At 35.7% G+C, this 16899-nt stretch carries 21 protein-coding genes and 1 pseudogene; 18 read left to right on the plus strand and 4 right to left on the minus strand.

Going from position 1 to position 16899, the window contains the following annotated elements; all coding sequences use genetic code 11:
* Positions 1 to 99 precede the first annotated feature (99 nt).
* Positions 100 to 441, minus strand: coding sequence for a hypothetical protein (locus tag AC806_RS01115; RefSeq protein ID WP_061840694.1), 342 nt, complete (start codon positions 439 to 441; stop codon positions 100 to 102).
* Between the two features lie 91 nt (positions 442 to 532).
* Positions 533 to 685: pseudogene (locus AC806_RS11600) on the minus strand (aminoglycoside 6-adenylyltransferase); the annotation flags it as partial.
* A gap of 143 nt (positions 686 to 828) precedes the next feature.
* Between AC806_RS11600 and pepA the strand changes: the two are divergent.
* The 4 genes from pepA (at position 829) to ytpR (ending at position 3452) form a co-directional block, all read left to right on the plus strand.
* Positions 829 to 1905, plus strand: a complete 1077-nt coding sequence (gene pepA, locus AC806_RS01120; RefSeq protein ID WP_069028568.1) for a glutamyl aminopeptidase — start codon at positions 829 to 831, stop codon at positions 1903 to 1905.
* A gap of 87 nt (positions 1906 to 1992) precedes the next feature.
* A complete protein-coding gene (locus AC806_RS01125; RefSeq protein ID WP_061840692.1) occupies positions 1993 to 2307 on the plus strand; it encodes a thioredoxin family protein in 315 nt (104 codons plus the stop codon).
* Positions 2308 to 2329: 22 nt separating this feature from the next.
* Positions 2330 to 2788 (plus strand): universal stress protein, encoded by a 459-nt coding sequence (locus tag AC806_RS01130; RefSeq protein ID WP_014123648.1) that lies wholly within the window; start codon positions 2330 to 2332, stop codon positions 2786 to 2788.
* Positions 2789 to 2840: 52 nt separating this feature from the next.
* The gene (ytpR, locus tag AC806_RS01135) at positions 2841 to 3452 is read left to right on the plus strand and encodes a YtpR family tRNA-binding protein (protein ID WP_014123649.1); all 612 of its coding nucleotides are present in this window, start codon (positions 2841 to 2843) and stop codon (positions 3450 to 3452) included.
* Positions 3453 to 3495: 43 nt separating this feature from the next.
* Here ytpR and AC806_RS01140 read toward each other — a convergent pair whose 3' ends face one another.
* The gene (locus tag AC806_RS01140) at positions 3496 to 4764 is read right to left on the minus strand and encodes a S1C family serine protease (RefSeq protein ID WP_069028569.1); all 1269 of its coding nucleotides are present in this window, start codon (positions 4762 to 4764) and stop codon (positions 3496 to 3498) included.
* 341 nt (positions 4765 to 5105) lie between these two features.
* Here AC806_RS01140 and rlmH point away from each other — a divergent pair, with 341 nt between their 5' ends.
* From rlmH to AC806_RS01165, 5 genes are all read left to right on the plus strand, one after another.
* Positions 5106 to 5585: a 23S rRNA (pseudouridine(1915)-N(3))-methyltransferase RlmH gene (gene rlmH, locus AC806_RS01145; protein WP_069028570.1), complete on the plus strand. Its 480-nt coding sequence runs from the start codon at positions 5106 to 5108 to the stop codon at positions 5583 to 5585.
* A gap of 43 nt (positions 5586 to 5628) precedes the next feature.
* Positions 5629 to 6156: a nucleoside/nucleotide kinase family protein gene (locus AC806_RS01150; protein ID WP_061840689.1), complete on the plus strand. Its 528-nt coding sequence runs from the start codon at positions 5629 to 5631 to the stop codon at positions 6154 to 6156.
* 226 nt (positions 6157 to 6382) lie between these two features.
* Positions 6383 to 7210 (plus strand): peptide-methionine (S)-S-oxide reductase MsrA, encoded by an 828-nt coding sequence (gene msrA / locus AC806_RS01155; protein WP_069028571.1) that lies wholly within the window; start codon positions 6383 to 6385, stop codon positions 7208 to 7210.
* A 94-nt stretch (positions 7211 to 7304) separates the two neighbouring features.
* On the plus strand, positions 7305 to 7784 hold the full coding sequence (locus AC806_RS01160) for a C-GCAxxG-C-C family protein (protein WP_069028572.1): 480 nt from the start codon (positions 7305 to 7307) through the stop codon (positions 7782 to 7784).
* 3 nt (positions 7785 to 7787) lie between these two features.
* The gene (locus AC806_RS01165) at positions 7788 to 8720 is read left to right on the plus strand and encodes a TDT family transporter (protein ID WP_069028573.1); all 933 of its coding nucleotides are present in this window, start codon (positions 7788 to 7790) and stop codon (positions 8718 to 8720) included.
* 89 nt (positions 8721 to 8809) lie between these two features.
* Here AC806_RS01165 and uvrC read toward each other — a convergent pair whose 3' ends face one another.
* Positions 8810 to 10615: an excinuclease ABC subunit UvrC gene (gene uvrC / locus AC806_RS01170; RefSeq protein WP_069028574.1), complete on the minus strand. Its 1806-nt coding sequence runs from the start codon at positions 10613 to 10615 to the stop codon at positions 8810 to 8812.
* 436 nt (positions 10616 to 11051) lie between these two features.
* On the opposite strand from uvrC, the gene AC806_RS11965 reads away from it, so the two are divergent.
* From AC806_RS11965 to trxA, 9 genes are all read left to right on the plus strand, one after another.
* Positions 11052 to 11486, plus strand: coding sequence for a hypothetical protein (locus AC806_RS11965; protein WP_197492660.1), 435 nt, complete (start codon positions 11052 to 11054; stop codon positions 11484 to 11486).
* A 15-nt stretch (positions 11487 to 11501) separates the two neighbouring features.
* Entirely contained in the window at positions 11502 to 12413 is a 912-nt protein-coding gene (locus tag AC806_RS01175) for an acyclic terpene utilization AtuA family protein (protein ID WP_197492661.1), read from the plus strand.
* A complete protein-coding gene (locus tag AC806_RS01180) occupies positions 12410 to 12727 on the plus strand; it encodes a DUF4387 domain-containing protein (RefSeq protein WP_014123658.1) in 318 nt (105 codons plus the stop codon). The genes AC806_RS01175 and AC806_RS01180 overlap by 4 nt, the downstream gene beginning before the upstream one ends.
* A 126-nt stretch (positions 12728 to 12853) precedes the next feature.
* Positions 12854 to 13525 carry an endonuclease III domain-containing protein gene (locus AC806_RS01185; protein ID WP_069028575.1) on the plus strand — a complete coding sequence of 224 codons (672 nt, stop codon included), beginning with the start codon at positions 12854 to 12856 and terminating at the stop codon, positions 13523 to 13525.
* A complete protein-coding gene (locus AC806_RS01190) occupies positions 13518 to 14450 on the plus strand; it encodes an FAD:protein FMN transferase (RefSeq protein ID WP_069028576.1) in 933 nt (310 codons plus the stop codon). The genes AC806_RS01185 and AC806_RS01190 overlap by 8 nt, the downstream gene beginning before the upstream one ends.
* Before the next feature lie 124 nt (positions 14451 to 14574).
* Entirely contained in the window at positions 14575 to 15522 is a 948-nt protein-coding gene (gene trxB, locus AC806_RS01195; RefSeq protein ID WP_014123661.1) for a thioredoxin-disulfide reductase, read from the plus strand.
* A 26-nt stretch (positions 15523 to 15548) separates the two neighbouring features.
* Positions 15549 to 16013 carry a MarR family winged helix-turn-helix transcriptional regulator gene (locus AC806_RS01200; RefSeq protein WP_014123662.1) on the plus strand — a complete coding sequence of 155 codons (465 nt, stop codon included), beginning with the start codon at positions 15549 to 15551 and terminating at the stop codon, positions 16011 to 16013.
* A gap of 29 nt (positions 16014 to 16042) precedes the next feature.
* Entirely contained in the window at positions 16043 to 16516 is a 474-nt protein-coding gene (locus AC806_RS01205) for a glutathione peroxidase (RefSeq protein WP_061840680.1), read from the plus strand.
* A gap of 41 nt (positions 16517 to 16557) precedes the next feature.
* Positions 16558 to 16875: a thioredoxin gene (gene trxA, locus AC806_RS01210; RefSeq protein WP_014123664.1), complete on the plus strand. Its 318-nt coding sequence runs from the start codon at positions 16558 to 16560 to the stop codon at positions 16873 to 16875.
* The last annotated feature ends 24 nt before the right edge of the window (positions 16876 to 16899 follow it).

Here is a 16899-nt window from a genome sequence, read left to right on the forward strand (position 1 = left end):
AAAATAACTGTATATGAACAAAAAAGTTCCGAGTCATTAAACGGCTCGGAACTTTTTTTATCAGGAAAAGTAAGCTTTACGGCATGACTTTGTTTCAAGTTAAACACTAATACGATTAATATCTAGTACACTCCCAGTTTTTGCGTCAGCTAAAAATTCGTAAGTAACCAGACGATTATCTTCTAAGCGAGTAATGCCACCGTTATATCCTTCGGTTCGAACCGCAAATTTTCGTACAGGCTGTTTTTCAAAACTAATCCATGAACCTTCGATGGGCCCTTCTTTTAAAAAGGCTTTTTTAATACGCTGTAAGATAACGTCTGCGGATAAATTTTGCTTGTTTTTGATCAATAATGTAGAAGCAACGCCGCTCAAAAGGCCAATACCTATACCGATAGCTATGCCACCTTTAAAATTGTTTAATTGCTCTTTTTCATACATTGCCAGGCCCCTTTCTTTGCATAAATTCACTTACTTATATTTTAACATAGAATCCTTCTTGTCGTCTTATAGATCTTTAACTCTTGGTTGCTTCATCTACAATATAAACAATATCAAAATCTTGAAAGTTGTCTTTTGGGATATTTTTATTCGCTCTAGAACCACTCATAGCCACTGCCTTTACTTCTGGCAGCTTTTGAGCAGTCTCTAAAATTAGATCCATCATTTCAGTTGCGCTACGCATAGCAATGCTCTCCTTTTTAAGGATTATAGCAAAATTAACTGGATTTTACGATCAAACTTGCTTTTTTGTAACCGAATTTGCGTTATAATAAAAAATATAAGACACAAAAGGGAGGTAAGATTTGGCTTCTGCCAGATATTAATATGGAAGACAAAACATTTCAACGGATTAAAGAATTAACAGAATTACAAGGCACGAGCGGATTTGAACAAGATATCCGTGCTTATATGAAAAAGGCGATGACGCCCTTAGTCGATGATGTGCAACAAGATGGTTTGGGGGGTGTTTTTGGTATTCGTGAAAATGAGGACAAAACAGCACCACGTGTTATGGTAGCAGCGCATATGGATGAAGTCGGCTTTATGGTTACCCAAATTACAGATCGAGGATTATTTGAAGTAACGCCTCTAGGTGGGTGGAATCCTTATGTAGTTTCGGCGCAACGTTTTACCTTACAAACGGCAAAAGGAAACTACCCTTGTATTTCTTCTTCTATTCCTCCTCATCTTTTGCGAGGCACTGCCGGACAAAAAGCATTGCAAGTCACGGATATTTTATTTGACGCAGGTTTTGAATCTAAAGAAGAAGCAGAAGAATACGGCGTACGCCCTGGTGATACATTAGTTCCAGCAGTAGAAACCACAAAAACTGCAAATGGGAAAAATGTTATCGCAAAATCTTGGGACAACCGTTATGGCTGTACAGTTGTTTTAGAAGCTTTGGAAGCTTTAAAAAATGAAAAACTAGGACATCACTTGATTGCAGGAGCTGACGTCCAAGAAGAAGTTGGTTTACGAGGCGTGAAACCAGCAGTGACTAAATTTGATCCAGATTTATTTTTCGCGGTTGATTGTTCAGCAGCTGATGACACTAAAACGACAAAAGGCACTTTTGGTCATTTAGGAGAAGGGACCTTATTGCGGCTTTACGATCCAGGGTTGATTATGCTGCCGCGTTTAAAAGAATATCTATTAGATACGGCAGAAACACATAATATCCCTTACCAATATTTTGTTTCTAAAGGTGGGACTGATGCGGGCAATGCACATACTGCAAATAAAGGAATTCCAAGCTCAGTCATTGGTGTATGTGGACGCTATATTCATACACATCAAACCATGTTTAATATTGCCGATTTTGAAGCTGCGCGCGAAATGTTGATCCAAGTATTAAAAGGTTTGGATAAAACTACAATCGAAACGATTATTGCAGGGAAATAAAGAGCTAATTTTCATTAAATGTTAAAATAACGGTTTTGCATAAAAAATGTTATAATGAGATTAATATAAAGAGAAAGTTGGCGACTTATGATTATTCCAAAAGATGTTGAAGATTTAGCTAATTATGTAGAAAATGGCGAAAATGTTTTTTGTTTTATGGCAGATTGGTGTGGTGATTGTCGTTTTATTAAACCTTATTTACCAGAAATTGAAGCGGATTTCCCTGATTTACAGTTTATTGAAGTTGACCGTGATCAATATATAGACATTGCCAAGATGTGGAACATTTTAGGTATTCCTAGTTTTGTAGTAATAAAGAATGGGGAAGAGCGTGGACGCTTTGTTAGCAAAAATAGGAAAACTAAAGAAGAAATTGAAGATTTTCTGAGCAGTGTAAGATAAAAAAATACAAAGGGTGAGAAAAATGGATCAAACATATCAAACCGTTCTAGTTGGCGTGGATGGTTCTTCTCAAGCAAACGAAGCATTTGAAAAAGCGATTGAGGTTGCCAGAAGAAACAATGGACGCGTGCTGGTAGTTAAAGTAATTGAACAACAAGTTCCTTCAACAATGGGGTTTGCTCCTTTGGGTGAATCAGTGCTTGCTCAAGAAGAAAAAGATGCGAATGAATTGATCGAAGAATGTAAAGCATACGCCAACTCCGTTTCTTTTGAAAATGTTGAAGGATTAGTAGTCTATGGATCAGCTAAAAATGTTTTAACTGTTGAACTTCCAGAAAAATATGGTGTAGATTTAATTATGGTGGGTCAATCTGGTTTAAATGCTGTAGAACGTTTTATTACTGGTAGTATAGCAAGCTATGTTATCCGCCAAGCACCTTGTGATGTTTTGGTGATTACGCCAAGTATAGAGGAATCTTAGACATAATGACGGAAAAAATACGCTGTGAAATGAATTTTTAGGAGGAACAATTTTGATTTTTGCTTATAATCCAGCCTATGTCGGTGATACATTATTGATTGTTACAGATGATGATAAAGGAATGATTCAAGAAGTTACACGCAAGGGAAGAGTTGCGCGTATTCAAACAGAAGATAAGCGCACAGTTGGATGGAATATTTTTGGTATTTCACAACTGATGGCTTTACAAGATATTGGACAAGTGCAACTTACTAAAGAACAAATGAAGGTATTAAATCAAGTGATAGAAGAAGCTGGATTTACTGAAACATTAGCTGTCAAACAACAAGCTAGCTTTGTTGTGGGTTATGTGAAAACTTGTGAACCCCATAAAGATAGTGATCATTTATCGGTTACTGAAGTTGAAGTTGATCACGAAGAAACACTGCAGATTGTATGCGGTGCGCCTAATATTCGTCGAGGGTTGAAAGTTGTCGTTGCTAAACCTGGAGCGATGATGCCAGATGGTAGTATAATTTGGCCAGGAAAACTGCGGGGTGTTGAAAGTTTTGGTATGATTTGTTCGGCTAGAGAACTACATTTACCTAACGCTTCTGAAAAGCGTGGAATACTAGAACTAGCGCAAGGTACTGTTGTAGGAGAACCGTTTAGTGTGAAAGCATAAAAAAGCGAGGTCGTTTTTATTTCGACCTCGCTTTTTCTATGTTTTATTCGTTGTTGCTTTCAATGATTGATTGATCTTCTGATAGTTTAACATTTACAGATTGTGCGTCATCTTGTCGATAAAAAGTCAATTTCAAAGTATCTCCTACTGATTTTTCATATAAAGCGGCACGTAGCTCAGTAGAATCTTTTATTTCTTTATCGTCAACTTTTGTAATAACATCATATTGTTCTAATCCTGCATCACTTGCTGGTGTGCCATCGCCAGGGTTTTCTACAACAACGCCGTTTTCTACATCCTCAGGGATTTGTAAAACACGTTGTCTTTGTTCTGTAGGAATGGTATTTAAATCAAGCATGGAGATGCCTAACGCTGGACGAGCAATTTCACCATTTTCTTCCAATTCATTAATAATATCTGTTACATCATTACTTGGAATAGCAAAGCCCATGCCTTCAACACTTACGCCAGCTTGTCCGGAACTAGCAATTTTACTGGAGTTAATTCCAACAACTTGTCCACCAGCATTGACCAATGGCCCGCCAGAATTTCCTGGGTTGATTGCAGCGTCCGTTTGAATAGCATTTGTGCTCACATCTTCGCCAGATTCATTTTTTCTGGATACTAAACGATTGACTGAAGAAATAATTCCTTGGGTTACTGAATTAGCATAATCAGAACCTAGAGGAGAACCAATAGCGATCGCTGGTTCACCTACTTGTAATTCATCAGAATCACCGAATGTAGCTACTGTGTCTACATTATCAGAAGAAATTTTTAATACGGCTAAGTCAGTATAAGCATCAGTACCTACTAATTCTGCTTGTTCTCTACTACCGTCTGCCATAACTACTTCTAAGCCACTTTGTCCGGCAACTACGTGATTATTTGTTACAATGTAGGCATCGCCGCCATCTTCTTTGTAAATCACACCACTACCTTCACCAGCTGGCTCCTCGTCGTCTTCAGAGTTGCCTTCTGGTTGCTCGGTGCCAAAAATACCTCCGCTTTCTTGAGGAGAAGAGTTTTGTAAATTGATCACTGAAACGACAGCATTTTGTACATTTTCTACAGCGTCTGTGGTATCACTATCGGCATCAACTTTAACATCACTGACCTGTACGTCGTCGTTATTATCTGTTACGCCAGATGAAGAAGTTGCTTCATTTGTTTGAAATGGGTTACCATTAGAAAAATAATAAAAGCCGCCAATGACAAGTAACCCGCCTATTAATCCACCTAATAGGCCAATTCCGAATTTTTTAATCCACCCGCCTTTTTTAGAATCAGGTGTTACATTCTTTTTTGCCATGATCATTACCTCCTTGGTAATTGCTATACTCCTAGTATAATATTATCAGGTAAGTTTAGTCTACTGCCAGACTTTGAAAGAATTATGAAAAACTTGGGATAAAAAAATTTCAAAAAAATGAAGAAAAAAATTCCACAAAAGCTGTGTAAAATTTTGCGGAAAACTTGTGTATAAGTGAAGTGTTTTTTATCCACAGGGGTGTGGATAAAGTGGATATTTTTGTTAAAAACATACGTTCGTATAAAAAACCTTATGATAAAAGGGATGTTATCCACAGAAAACTGGGGATAAGTCTGTTTAAATTGTGAATAACTTTGTTGAAAATTGAAAAGGAGTCTTTTATGAATATTAAAATTATTAGTGTAGGAAAATTAAAAGAAAAATATCTTGTCCAAGGAATTCAAGAATATACCAAACGGCTGCAAGCATACACAAAGATTGAATTGATTGAAGTTACAGACGAAAAAGCACCAGAAAATCTGAGCGAAGCAGAAATGAAAAAAGTGAAAGATAAAGAAGGGGAGCGCATCTTAGCAAAAGTCCGTGATACAGAGTTCTTATTTGCTTTAGCAATTGATGGGAAAAATCCTTCTAGCGAAGCCTTTGCAAAACAAATAGATCAATTAACAATAGGAGGAAGGAGTCATTTAACTTTTGTTATCGGAGGTTCTTTAGGACTGAGTGAAGAAGTTTTAAAAAGAAGTAACGCACAGCTCTCTTTTGGAAAAATGACCTATCCTCATCAGTTGATGCGGCTGATTCTAGTTGAACAAATTTATCGTGCTTTTCGAATCAATCGTGGTGAGCCTTATCATAAGTAAATAGTTAGCGTCTATTGGTTTTAATATAGGAGGACATTATTAAATGACAAATAGTAAAGTAGTTATTGTTAGTGGTATGGGTGGTAGTGGAAAAACGACTGTTGTTCGAGAACTTGCAAAAAATTATACAAATAGCAAATGCTTATTTTTTGATGATTATGATATTGATGTGCTTCCTTCTACGCCTTCTTTATATACGCCTATTCAATTAGCTGTAAATCAATATGATATTAGTGCACTATTAGAAGATTTAAAAATGGCATACGGTAGTTATGCTTACTTATTTGTTGATTTTCCTTTTGGTTATAAACATAAATCTATCAAAGCGATCATTGATAAAGTAATCTATGTAAAAACCCCTTTAGATATTTGTTTTGCTCGTAGGTTATTACGAGATTTTAAAGATGAAACTGCTAGTAGTATAAAAAGTGTGACAGAACACTATTTAAATTTTGGACGACCGATTTTTATAGATTATGAAAATTTTGTCATTCAAGAAGCAGATTTAATAGTAGATGGAACTTTAGATATTAATACCAATATAGAAATTATTAAAAATAACCTTTTATAACCTACATATTCTTTTAAAGAATATTATTCTTGTTTAGTTTTACAACTTTTTTGAAAAGTTTTGTTTTTTATAAGGGACTACTTACTTTGTTGGATACACGATGTTGAATATTAGCAGTATAAAAAATGAGTGTTTATAATAGTATTAGCAGGATGATTTACTTTGAAATACATATTGTAAAAATTGTTGTTGTATTTTTTGACTAATTCTCTTAGGAGGGGTGGATATGAATCTAACAAGGGAAGAAACGCTAAGAGAACTTTATAATCTTATTTTGAATAAAGATACACGGGATTGGGAGCGAACTGTACTAACAACCACAAAAGATGCCTTAGAAACAAATGAGAACTTCAAAGTTCAGATGGCAAAATTGGAAGAAAAATTACGTCCGCTTGCGCTGCGGGATAACTTGACTGGAGATGTCGCAGATTTTTATTTAAAAATATTAGGAGAATCTGCAGAAGAAGCGTTTGATTTTTCAAAACATAGGATTAAAGATTTCACTCATCAAGATTACGCAGTATTTGGCGGTGGTTGCTTTTGGTGTATGGTAGAGCCCTTTGAAACAAGAGCAGGTATTGATTCTGTTTTATCAGGATTTACCGGAGGCGACACTCAACAGCCAAGTTATGATGAAGTTCTTAGTGGCGGCACAGGGCACGTTGAAGCGGTTGAAATCATATTTGATACGCGCAAGATTAGCTATCAAGAACTAGTGGATTTATATTGGCAACTTATTGATCCAACAGATAACCAAGGCCAATTTCAAGATAGAGGGAATCAATATCGCCCGATTATTTTTGTAAGAAATGAGCAGCAACGAAAAATTGCAGAAAAATCAAAGCAAAAAATGATTGAATCAGCTAGATATAAGCAACCGATCATCACAGAAATTAAAGCAATTAGTACTTTTTGGCCAGTTGAAAATCATTATCAACAATTTTATAAAAAGAATCCAAAAAGATATAAGCGGATCAAAAGATATCGACAACGTTTTTTGTTCTACCAATATTTAAGAGGAGAAATTCGGAGAAGATGGCATAAAGTGAAATAAAAAATAATTAGTTGCGCAAAAAAATATTTTAATAGCTCTTGGAAAGTGTTATACTTTGTTTGAGATAGCAGAAAGTTTATTAAGGAGCGAAAAAATGTTAAAAGAAATTGATGTAAAAAAGATCCGAGAAGCAGCTGAAGAAAATTATCGTGATGGGGGCATGTATTGTTCAGAAGGAATTGTATCCGCATTTAAAGAAACGCTTTTAGATGATATGCCTGAAGAGCTGATTGCGGCAGCTTCAGGTTTTCCCATTGGAGTAGGTCGTAGCAAATGTATGTGTGGTGCGATTTCAGGTGGTGTAATGTGTATTGGATACGCTTTTGGACGAACCACTGGGGGGCAAAGAGATAAAAGTGAAAAAACATTGGAACTATCCCAAGAATTACATAAGAAATTTTTAGCACGTAATCGAGTTGCTTGCTGTAGTATTTTAACTCACAAATTTGAAATGGGTTCTCCTGAACATAAAAAACAATGTGTGCGTTTTACAGGTGAAGTAGCAGAGGATTTGGCGCGCATCATAGCAAGAGAAAAAGATTTACCTATTGTAGGAGAGGAGAGTAAGGATTAACTTATGCAGAAATTACCTTTACCTATCGCTGGAGTGGCTCTTGCTTTTTTAACTTGGGGAAATATCTTAAAAGAGATATCCTCTGTAATGTATATTTTCTGTGGTATAATTGCTAGTCTTATTTTAATATTAATTATAATCAAACTATTTACATCAGCTAAACTAGTGAGATTAGAGTTAACAAATCCTATTATTGCAAGCAGTTCTGCAACTTTTCCTATGGTTTTGATCGTTTTTTCAACTTATTTACTTTTTTTAAATGAAAATTTCGCCAAGTTTATATGGTTCATTGGCTTAGTTCTGCACTTTATCTTGTTAATTTTTATTATCAACAATTTTGTGCGTAGGTATACTTGGGAAGGATTTTGCGCTACTTACTTTATACCGTTTGTGGGCTTTGTTGTCGCTAGTGTAACGGCGCCTGTTTTTGCGATGTTAACCTTAGGAAAAATTTTATTTTATTTAGGATTTGTGTTTTTTGCTATTTTATTACTACCGGTTATATATCGTATTTTTGTTATCAAAAAAATGTCTATATTTTTACAACCTACGAATATGATTATTGCAGCACCTGCTAATTTGTGTTTAGCAGGGTATTTATCGTCATTTTTAAATCCTTCTGTTGAAGTAGTCGGTGTATTGCTGAGTCTATCCTTAGTGAGTACATTTTCAGGCTATTACTTTTTTATTCGTATGAACCACCAAATCTTTTTTCCTACTTTTTCTGCAGCGACGTTTCCCTTTGCCATCTCTGCTTTAGCGACAAAAAAAGCAGCGGAATTTTTTATAATACAAGGTTATAGTTTTAGCAAAATAATTACTGTGATAGCCAATATACAGATTATTCTTGCTATTTTTTTATGTATTTACATACTCATCCGTTACAGTCTTTTTCTTCTTATTAAGGAAGAAAAACAAGATGAAACCTTTGTTTAATCGCGTATTTATAAGATAAAACTACTAAAAAAAGATCGCGATAAAGTTTGTATTACTTTTAAACGAGATACAAACTTCGCGGTCTTTTGTTATTTTTTTACAGGAGCCAATTCTTCCATAACTGTTTCAGCCACTTTTTTAGGAATTCCTGCTTCTTGTAAGTCTTCAAGGGATGCTTGTTGGATTCCTTTTAAGGACTTAAATTTTTTCAGCAATTTTTTCTTTCGTTTTGGCCCTAGTCCTGTAACTTCATCTAATTTTGAAGAGAAACTGTTTTTGCTTCGTAGTTGACGGTGAAAATTTATAACGAAACGGTGTACTTCATCCTGAATCCGTTGCAGCAAGAAAAATTCAGTAGAGCTACGATCAAGAGGCACAGGAGTCAGCTCTTCTCCAAACAATAGTTCACTAGTTTTGTGTTTATCATCTTTAGCCAAACCTGCGACAGGAATATCTACACCCAGTTGATTTTCTAATACTTCTTTGGCCGCATCTACTTGCCCTTTACCGCCATCAATTAAAATTAAATCAGGTAGAATACCTTCTTCTTTTAGTACGCGCGAGTAACGACGATAAATCACTTCACGCATCGAAGCATAATCATCCGGTCCTTCGACCGTCTTAATTTTGTATTTACGATAATCTTTTTTTGCAGGTTTACCATCCACAAAAGCGACCATCGCAGAAACTGGATTTGTTCCCATAGTATTTGAATTATCAAAGGCTTCAATACGTATAGGAGTAGGAATATTAAGTGCTTGTCCTAATCTTTCAACAGCACCTACTGTCCGTTCTTGTGCTCGTTCGATCAAATCAAATTTTTCTTGCAAGCCAACCTGCGCATTTTTATTCGCTAATTCAACTAATTTTTTCTTTTGGCCACGTTGTGGTTGTAAAATTTTCGTATCTAATAATGCTTCTGCCGCTGTTTTATCAATATCATTTGGAATTAAGATCTCTTTGGGAATAAAGTGTTCATTTTTTTGATAAAATTGACCGATAAATGTCAAGAAATCATCTGTTTCTTCTTTATAAAACGGAAAAATTGATGCATCGCGTTGAATCATTCTTCCTTGTCGGATAAAGAATGCTTGGACACACATCCAACCTTTATCTACTGTATAGCCAAAGACATCTTTATCTTTTAAATCAGTAGAGGTCATTTTTTGGCGAGTCATAATCGTATCGATGGAATTGATCTGATCACGTAGTTCTGCCGCTTTCTCAAATTCCATATTTTCAGCAGCCTCATCCATTTGTCCCTTTAATGCTGTTTGAACATCTTTATAACCGCCGTTAAAAAAGTGTTTGATTTCTTTTACAATACCTTTATAAACCGCTGGGTCAACATCAAAAGCATATGGACACAAACATTGTCCTAGATGGTAATACAAACAAGGCGTTTTTTGATGAGGTCCACATTTACGTAAAGGAAAAATACGGTCTAAGATCTTTTTGGTTTCATTAGCAGCACCTATATCAGGATAAGGACCGAAATACTCTGCCCCATCTTTTAATACTTTACGAGTAATCAAAAGTCGCGGATATTTCTCATTGGTAATTTTGATGAAAGGATAAGTTTTGTCATCTTTCAACATGATATTGTAACGAGGCAAGTTTTCTTTAATTAAATTATTTTCTAATAACAGTGCTTCAATATTTGATTCAGTAACAATGTATTCAAAATCAGCAATCTCGCTTACTAGGTGTTCAGTTTTTGTATCGTGACCGCCAGTAAAATAAGAACGTACACGATTTTTTAAGATTTTGGCTTTGCCGATGTATATGATCGTCCCTGTTTGATCTTTCATAATATAGCAACCAGGTTGATCAGGAAGTAAGGCTAATTTGTTTTTTATTTTTTGATTCGTTTTGATCACCTTATTTATCTTCATAAAAATAGCTCTCAAATATTGTGCAGGAAACGTCCAAACAGCTATTGAGAACTTGTGTTCATTATAGCAGAATTTGTGAAAAATTCAATAATTCTGTCTGCTAAGCTTTTTCAATAGCAGATTTAAACCTAGACTCAACAAGGAAGGTTATTGAAAACCGAGCGAAGTGCCACCAATCTATAAAATATTGGAGGGAAGTCGAGCGAAGTATCACCAATCTGTAAAATATTGGAGGGAAGTCGAGCGAAGTGCCACCAATCTGCAAAGTTATTGGCGCGATATAAAAGGAGTTGCCTCCAATAATTATGAAAGACAGGACAGTCATTCAATTTTCTATCAAGATTCAAAATAAACGATTAAAAAATACGTTAGACGTTTATTCTATTTGAGTATACAATAATTATGAGTCATATATGAAAGGGAGGTAAAAGATAGGATGGATGAATTACGTATAATGGTTTCTAATGGGATGTTAGGTTATGGATTTTCATTAGAAGATTTTGAGCGAGGAATGAAAAGGCAGCCTCATGGTATTGTTGTTGATGCAGGTTCTACTGATTCCGGTCCACAAAAACTAGCTTTAGGGGAAATGACTTGTCCTGAGTCTGCTTATTATAAGGAGCTTTCTATTTTAGTGCCAGCAGCTAAAAAAGCAGGGATACCTTTAATTGTAAGTTCAGCAGGAGGCGATGGTAGCAATCAGCACGTTGATTTATTCGCCGAAATGGTCGAACAAATTGCAAAAGAACAAAATTTGTCAGCCAGTGTTGCAAGAATTTATAGTGACATTCCTAAAACCGAAATTGCTAGCGCTTTAAACGATGAGAAGATAACGGCTATGCAAAATGTGCCCGAATTAAACTTGGAATAAATAGAACAAACAACAGTGATCACCGCACAAATGGGGGCAGAGCCTTATCTAGCTCTATTACAAGCAGAAAACAAACCGGATGTGATTATTGCAGGACGCACTTATGATCCTTCACCAACAGCTGCTTTAGGGATGTATTATGGTTTTGATCCAGCATTAGCTTGGCATATGGGAAAAATTATCGAATGTGGAGCAATCTGTTGTGTGCCAGCAGGTAAAACAGTTCTGGGGACTTTGCGTTCTGATCATTTTTTGATTGAGCCGATGGACCCGAATGCTAAAGCGATGCCACATACCGTGGCGGCACATACGATGTATGAAAAAAGTAGCGCCTTAAACTTACCTGGTCCGGGTGGCGTGTTAAATCTAGAAGCGTGTGAATTTAATGCTGAAACAGATCGTATTACCCGGGTTTCTGGAAGTCGTTTTATAAAAGATGAGCAGTATACAGTTAAACTAGAAGGCGCTAAAGTTACTGGTTATCGTTCGATTACGGTAATGGGCCTGCGTGATCCCATATTAATTTCACAGATAGATGAAGCACTAGATTATGTCAAAAATCAAACAGAAAAAGAATTGCCAGAGGAATGTGCACAATCTCAAATAATTTTCCATCCCTATGGAAAAAACGCTACAATGAAAAATTTGGAAAGTTTAGCCGATGAAGTTGGACACGAAATGTGTGTTATTGCAGAAGTTGCCTCTCCTACACAAGAGATGGCACATTTAGTAGTGAATCGTATTCGCACAACATTACTACATTACGGTTATCCTGGACGTGTTGCAACTTCTGGAAATATTGGTATGCCATTTACTCCTTTAGAGATTCCATTAGGAAAAGTTTGTCAGTTTAATGTTTATCATTTATTAGAAATTGATGATCCTGTAGGACAATTTCCAGTAAGAATGCAGGAGGTGGGAAGATGATAAAATTACAAGACTATGCCCGTGTTATTCGTAGTAAGAACTCAGGACCTTTTGAGTTAACCTTTGATATTCTTTTTGCTAATTTAGAGGACTATGAATATTTTGTAAGCAGTAAGGTTTTAACCAAAGAAAGCTTTGCTAAATTATACCAAATAGATGTAAACGATATTATTGCTTTTGAACAGATAAAAGCAGCTCGAGGAATTAAAATCACGATCCCACGACCTTGGCCACAAGGATCAGTTGGAGAAAGCGATATGCATGGCTCTCAACAATACGCTAATCTTTTAGCACTTGAAATACCAGAAAAATAAAAAATTGTACTTTTACAGACTGAAGACTTTGTTGCATTCTTTAGTCTGTTTTTTTATAAATAAGCGGTCAATCTTAGGAAGGATTTATGTTAAAATAAATAGATAAAATAGGAAAGAGAAGTAAATATGCAGTATCTAACATTATATCAATTGTATCAAAAAATGCTAGCTATAATGGGACCGCAAGGATGGTGGCCAGCAGATAGTAAGTTTGAAATTATTTTAGGCGCCATCTTAGTTCAAAATACAAATTGGAAGAATGTAGAAAAGTCTTTAGCTAATATTAAAGAAAAAACAGCTTACCTACCTGAAAAAGTGAGTCAGCTAAACAATGAACAATTAATACATTTGATTCGTCCTAGTGGGTTTTATAAAAATAAAAGTAAAGCAATTATGGACGTATTTCAGTGGTTGCGGGAATATAACTTTGACTTAGAAAAAATAAAAATAGCCCATCAAGGGAAATTACGTCAACAGTTACTGTCTTTACATGGAATTGGCGAGGAAACTGCAGACGTATTACTGCTTTACGTGTTTGATGAAAAAGTATTTGTAGCGGATAAATATACACAAAAATTATTTACTTTTTTGCAGGTGGAAGGAATCAAAAATTATCGCTCATTAAAAAAACTTATACCAGTATTAGACAATTTTAGCCTAGAACAAGCGCAAGAATTCCATGGCTTACTTGATGAATTTGGGAAAATCTATGTGAAAAACCAGCCGGCATTTGCGACGAGTTTTTTAGAGGGTTATCGATTAATTTTAACAAAAAGAAAGCAGGGAAGTTATGAATGAAGAAAGACGTACCTGTTACTTGATGGGAACAGTCATTAAACTATGGGTTCAACATGAACAAGCAGATGAACTATTGCCAGAAGCTGAGAATCGTCTCATTGATTATGAAAAACGTTTTAGCGCAAATGATGATGCTTCAGAACTAATGGTAATCAATCACCAAGCAGGTGTGGCACCTGTAAAGGCTGATGATGAATTATTTGAATTGATCCAATTAGGAAAAAAACATAGTTTGCCCAAAGATAGTTTTTTAAATATTGCTATTGGACCGTTGATTCAAGCTTGGCGTATCGGTTTTGATAATGCCAACCGTCCGTCAGATCAGATGATTCAATTATTGTTACAACGAATTGATCCGCAAAATATCTATATAAATGAAGAAGCGAAGACCGTCTTTTTAGAGAAAAAAGGAATGTCTTTAGATTTGGGTGCTATCGCTAAAGGCTATTTTGCGGATAAACTGTTAACTTTCTTTAAAGAAAATGGTGTATATTCGGCCTTAATTGATTTGGGAGGGAATGTGTTAACTTATGGACCTGCGCCCAAACATGAAGATGGTTGTTGGCGTATTGGTATTCAAAGTCCGTTTTCAAAAAGAGGAGAACTAAAAGCAGTTGTTAAGGTAAAAGATAAGTCAGTGGTTACCTCGGGAATTTATGAACGGATGAATACGATCAATGGACAAACTTTCCATCATATTTTTGATCAAGAAACAGGTTTTCCGCTTGAAACTAATTTAGCGAGTGTAACAATTGTTTCTGCTAAATCAGTAGATGGCGAGATTTGGACGACCCGTTTGTTTGGTAAACAGCCGGATGAAATTATTGATATTTTAAATCAAGCGGATGAATTAGATGGTTTGGTAATTACCAAAGATGGGCAATTGCATTTTTCAGAAGCTTTGGAAGTACAAATCGTTCAATAAATGTTAGGATTGATTTATTGTAATGAAAGTTAAACAAAATAATTGCGAAAATTATAGAATAAGTTTAGTATAGAAACAGAATCAATCGTGCGCGATTGAATGTTGGGATAAAGGAAGTGTTTAAATGGCAAAAAAATATGATGTAGTCATTATCGGAGCAGGACCCGCAGGTATGACTGCAGCACTTTATGCTTCAAGAGCAAATTTATCTGTCATGTTACTCGATCGGGGTATTTATGGTGGACAAATGAATAATACAGCTGAAATTGAAAATTATCCTGGTTTTAAATCTATTTTAGGACCTGATTTATCACAAGAAATGTATGATTCAGCCATTCAATTTGGTGCTGATTTTGGTTATGGGACGGTTAAATCAGTGACTGATCATGGTGATTATAAAACCATCGAAACTGATGCAGATAATTATGAAACTAAAGCGATTATTATTGGGACAGGTTCGAATTATCGCGATCTAGGTGTTCCGGGCGAAGAAGAATATCGAGGACGCGGTGTATCAAATTGTGCTGTTTGTGATGGCGCCTTTTTCCGTAATCAACATGTAGTTGTTATAGGCGGCGGCGATTCTGCAGTAGAAGAAGGAGAATACCTCACACGTTTGGTTGATAAAGTAACAATTATTCATCGCCGTGACGAATTAAGAGCACAACAAATTATCCAAGACCGTGCATTTAAGAATGATAAAATTGATTTCATTTGGGATAGTAATGTCCAAGAAATCACCGGTGATGGTAACAAAGTAACGGGTGTTAAGGGAGTTAACAACAAAACAGGAGAACCTTTCACTGCTGATGCAGGCGGCATTTTTATTTATGTAGGTATTGAACCGATGAGTGAGCCGTTTAGATCTTTGAATATTACCGATGAGAATGGTTGGTTTGTTACCAATGAAAATATGGAAACAACAATTCCTGGTATTTTTGCTATAGGTGATATTCGCAAGAAAGAATTGCGCCAAGTAGTTACTGCAACCAATGATGGTGGGATTGCTGGACAAAAAGCTTATCAATACATTACTGAATTAGAAGCAAAGACTGAAGCAGCAAATGTGTAAATAATCAGAACAAAGGGTGGCTTTAGATGAAAGATATGACAGATACAAGATTAGCTGACCAACTTTGTTTTTCGATTTACAATGTCAATCGGCTTTTTGCTAAATACTATCAAAAAGCATTAGAACCTTACCATTTGACTTATACACAGTATATAGTATTGTTAGCTCTTTGGCAGCAAGATTGTAAAACGCTAAGTGATTTAGCAAAAGAATTGGATTTGGCAAGTAACACCTTAACGCCGTTGTTAAAACGACTCGAAAGTGCGGGTTGGTTGACTCGTTGTCGAGCTGAAAATGATCAACGTCAATTGACAATACAGCTTACTGAAAAAGGTAGAGAACAAAAAGCAGCAGTCGAAAATTGTCTTGAGAAATGTAATGAACAGGCTGGAATAAGCACTGATCAGTATTATCGTATGTTAGAAGATAATAAATACTTGATGGATGGCTTGAAAAATTACTTGGAACAAACAACGCAAGAGACGGTTTAATCACATTTTTGAAAGGGAAGTGGTTTACCATGGCAACAATTTATGATTTCAAGGAAACAGAAATGAACGGAGAAACGCTTGAGTTAAGTGATTACAAAGGCAAGGTTGTTGTCATTGTAAACACTGCTAGTAAATGTGGACTTGCGCCTCAACTTGAGACACTTGAATCTTTCTATCAAAAATATAAGGATCAAGGATTTGAAGTGTTAGGTTTGCCTTCAAACCAATTTCATCAAGAACTAGACAGTGATGATGAAACAGATAATTATTGTAAAGTCCATTATGGCGTTACTTTCCCAATGACTAAAAGGGTTGAAGTAAATGGAAACAAAGAAGACCCGCTATTTACCCACTTAAAAGAGGCAGCTGGTCATGGAAAGATTAAATGGAATTTTACGAAATTTCTAGTGGGGCGAGACGGAGAAGTTATTAAACGATACGCGCCACAAACCAAGCTAGAGAAAATGGAAGAAGATATTACCGAAGCACTAAAAACAGAGTAAACATTTAAAAAATGAGAATTATTATAAGGAGGATTTTTATTATGTCTGTAGATGTAACAACAGATCAAACTTTTGAAAAAGACACAGCGAATGGAGTAACGCTAACTGATTTTTGGGCAACTTGGTGTGGTCCATGTAAGATGCAATCTCCAGCAATTGAACAATTGTCAGAAGAAATTGGCGATAAAGTGGCTTTCAACAAAATGGATATCGACGAAAATCCAGAAACACCAAGTCAATTTGGCATTATGAGTATTCCTACTTTAATGATTAAAAAAGATGGAGAAGTTGTTGAAACATTAGTAGGCTTCCATCCAAAAGAACAAGTGCAACAAACATTAGAACAATATATTGATTAAAGATCAAAGCATCTAAGTAAACTT

Source organism: Tetragenococcus halophilus (assembly GCF_001712815.1).
Classification (GTDB): Bacteria; Bacillota; Bacilli; order Lactobacillales; family Enterococcaceae; genus Tetragenococcus; species Tetragenococcus halophilus.

Excerpts from the sequence above, each read along its gene's own strand:
- AC806_RS01115 (WP_061840694.1), bottom strand. The coding sequence starts at position 441 with ATGTATGAAAAAGAGCAATTAAACAATTTTAAAGGTGGCATAGCTATC.
- pepA (WP_069028568.1), top strand. The coding sequence starts at position 829 with ATGGAAGACAAAACATTTCAACGGATTAAAGAATTAACAGAATTACAA.
- AC806_RS01125 (WP_061840692.1), top strand. The coding sequence starts at position 1,993 with ATGATTATTCCAAAAGATGTTGAAGATTTAGCTAATTATGTAGAAAAT.
- AC806_RS01130 (WP_014123648.1), top strand. The coding sequence starts at position 2,330 with ATGGATCAAACATATCAAACCGTTCTAGTTGGCGTGGATGGTTCTTCT.
- AC806_RS01140 (WP_069028569.1), bottom strand. The coding sequence starts at position 4,764 with ATGGCAAAAAAGAATGTAACACCTGATTCTAAAAAAGGCGGGTGGATT.
- rlmH (WP_069028570.1), top strand. The coding sequence starts at position 5,106 with ATGAATATTAAAATTATTAGTGTAGGAAAATTAAAAGAAAAATATCTT.
- AC806_RS01150 (WP_061840689.1), top strand. The coding sequence starts at position 5,629 with ATGACAAATAGTAAAGTAGTTATTGTTAGTGGTATGGGTGGTAGTGGA.
- msrA (WP_069028571.1), top strand. The coding sequence starts at position 6,383 with ATGAATCTAACAAGGGAAGAAACGCTAAGAGAACTTTATAATCTTATT.
- AC806_RS01160 (WP_069028572.1), top strand. The coding sequence starts at position 7,305 with ATGTTAAAAGAAATTGATGTAAAAAAGATCCGAGAAGCAGCTGAAGAA.
- AC806_RS01165 (WP_069028573.1), top strand. The coding sequence starts at position 7,788 with ATGCAGAAATTACCTTTACCTATCGCTGGAGTGGCTCTTGCTTTTTTA.
- uvrC (WP_069028574.1), bottom strand. The coding sequence starts at position 10,615 with ATGAAGATAAATAAGGTGATCAAAACGAATCAAAAAATAAAAAACAAA.
- AC806_RS11965 (WP_197492660.1), top strand. The coding sequence starts at position 11,052 with ATGGATGAATTACGTATAATGGTTTCTAATGGGATGTTAGGTTATGGA.
- AC806_RS01180 (WP_014123658.1), top strand. The coding sequence starts at position 12,410 with ATGATAAAATTACAAGACTATGCCCGTGTTATTCGTAGTAAGAACTCA.
- AC806_RS01185 (WP_069028575.1), top strand. The coding sequence starts at position 12,854 with ATGCAGTATCTAACATTATATCAATTGTATCAAAAAATGCTAGCTATA.
- AC806_RS01190 (WP_069028576.1), top strand. The coding sequence starts at position 13,518 with ATGAATGAAGAAAGACGTACCTGTTACTTGATGGGAACAGTCATTAAA.
- trxB (WP_014123661.1), top strand. The coding sequence starts at position 14,575 with ATGGCAAAAAAATATGATGTAGTCATTATCGGAGCAGGACCCGCAGGT.
- AC806_RS01200 (WP_014123662.1), top strand. The coding sequence starts at position 15,549 with ATGAAAGATATGACAGATACAAGATTAGCTGACCAACTTTGTTTTTCG.
- AC806_RS01205 (WP_061840680.1), top strand. The coding sequence starts at position 16,043 with ATGGCAACAATTTATGATTTCAAGGAAACAGAAATGAACGGAGAAACG.
- trxA (WP_014123664.1), top strand. The coding sequence starts at position 16,558 with ATGTCTGTAGATGTAACAACAGATCAAACTTTTGAAAAAGACACAGCG.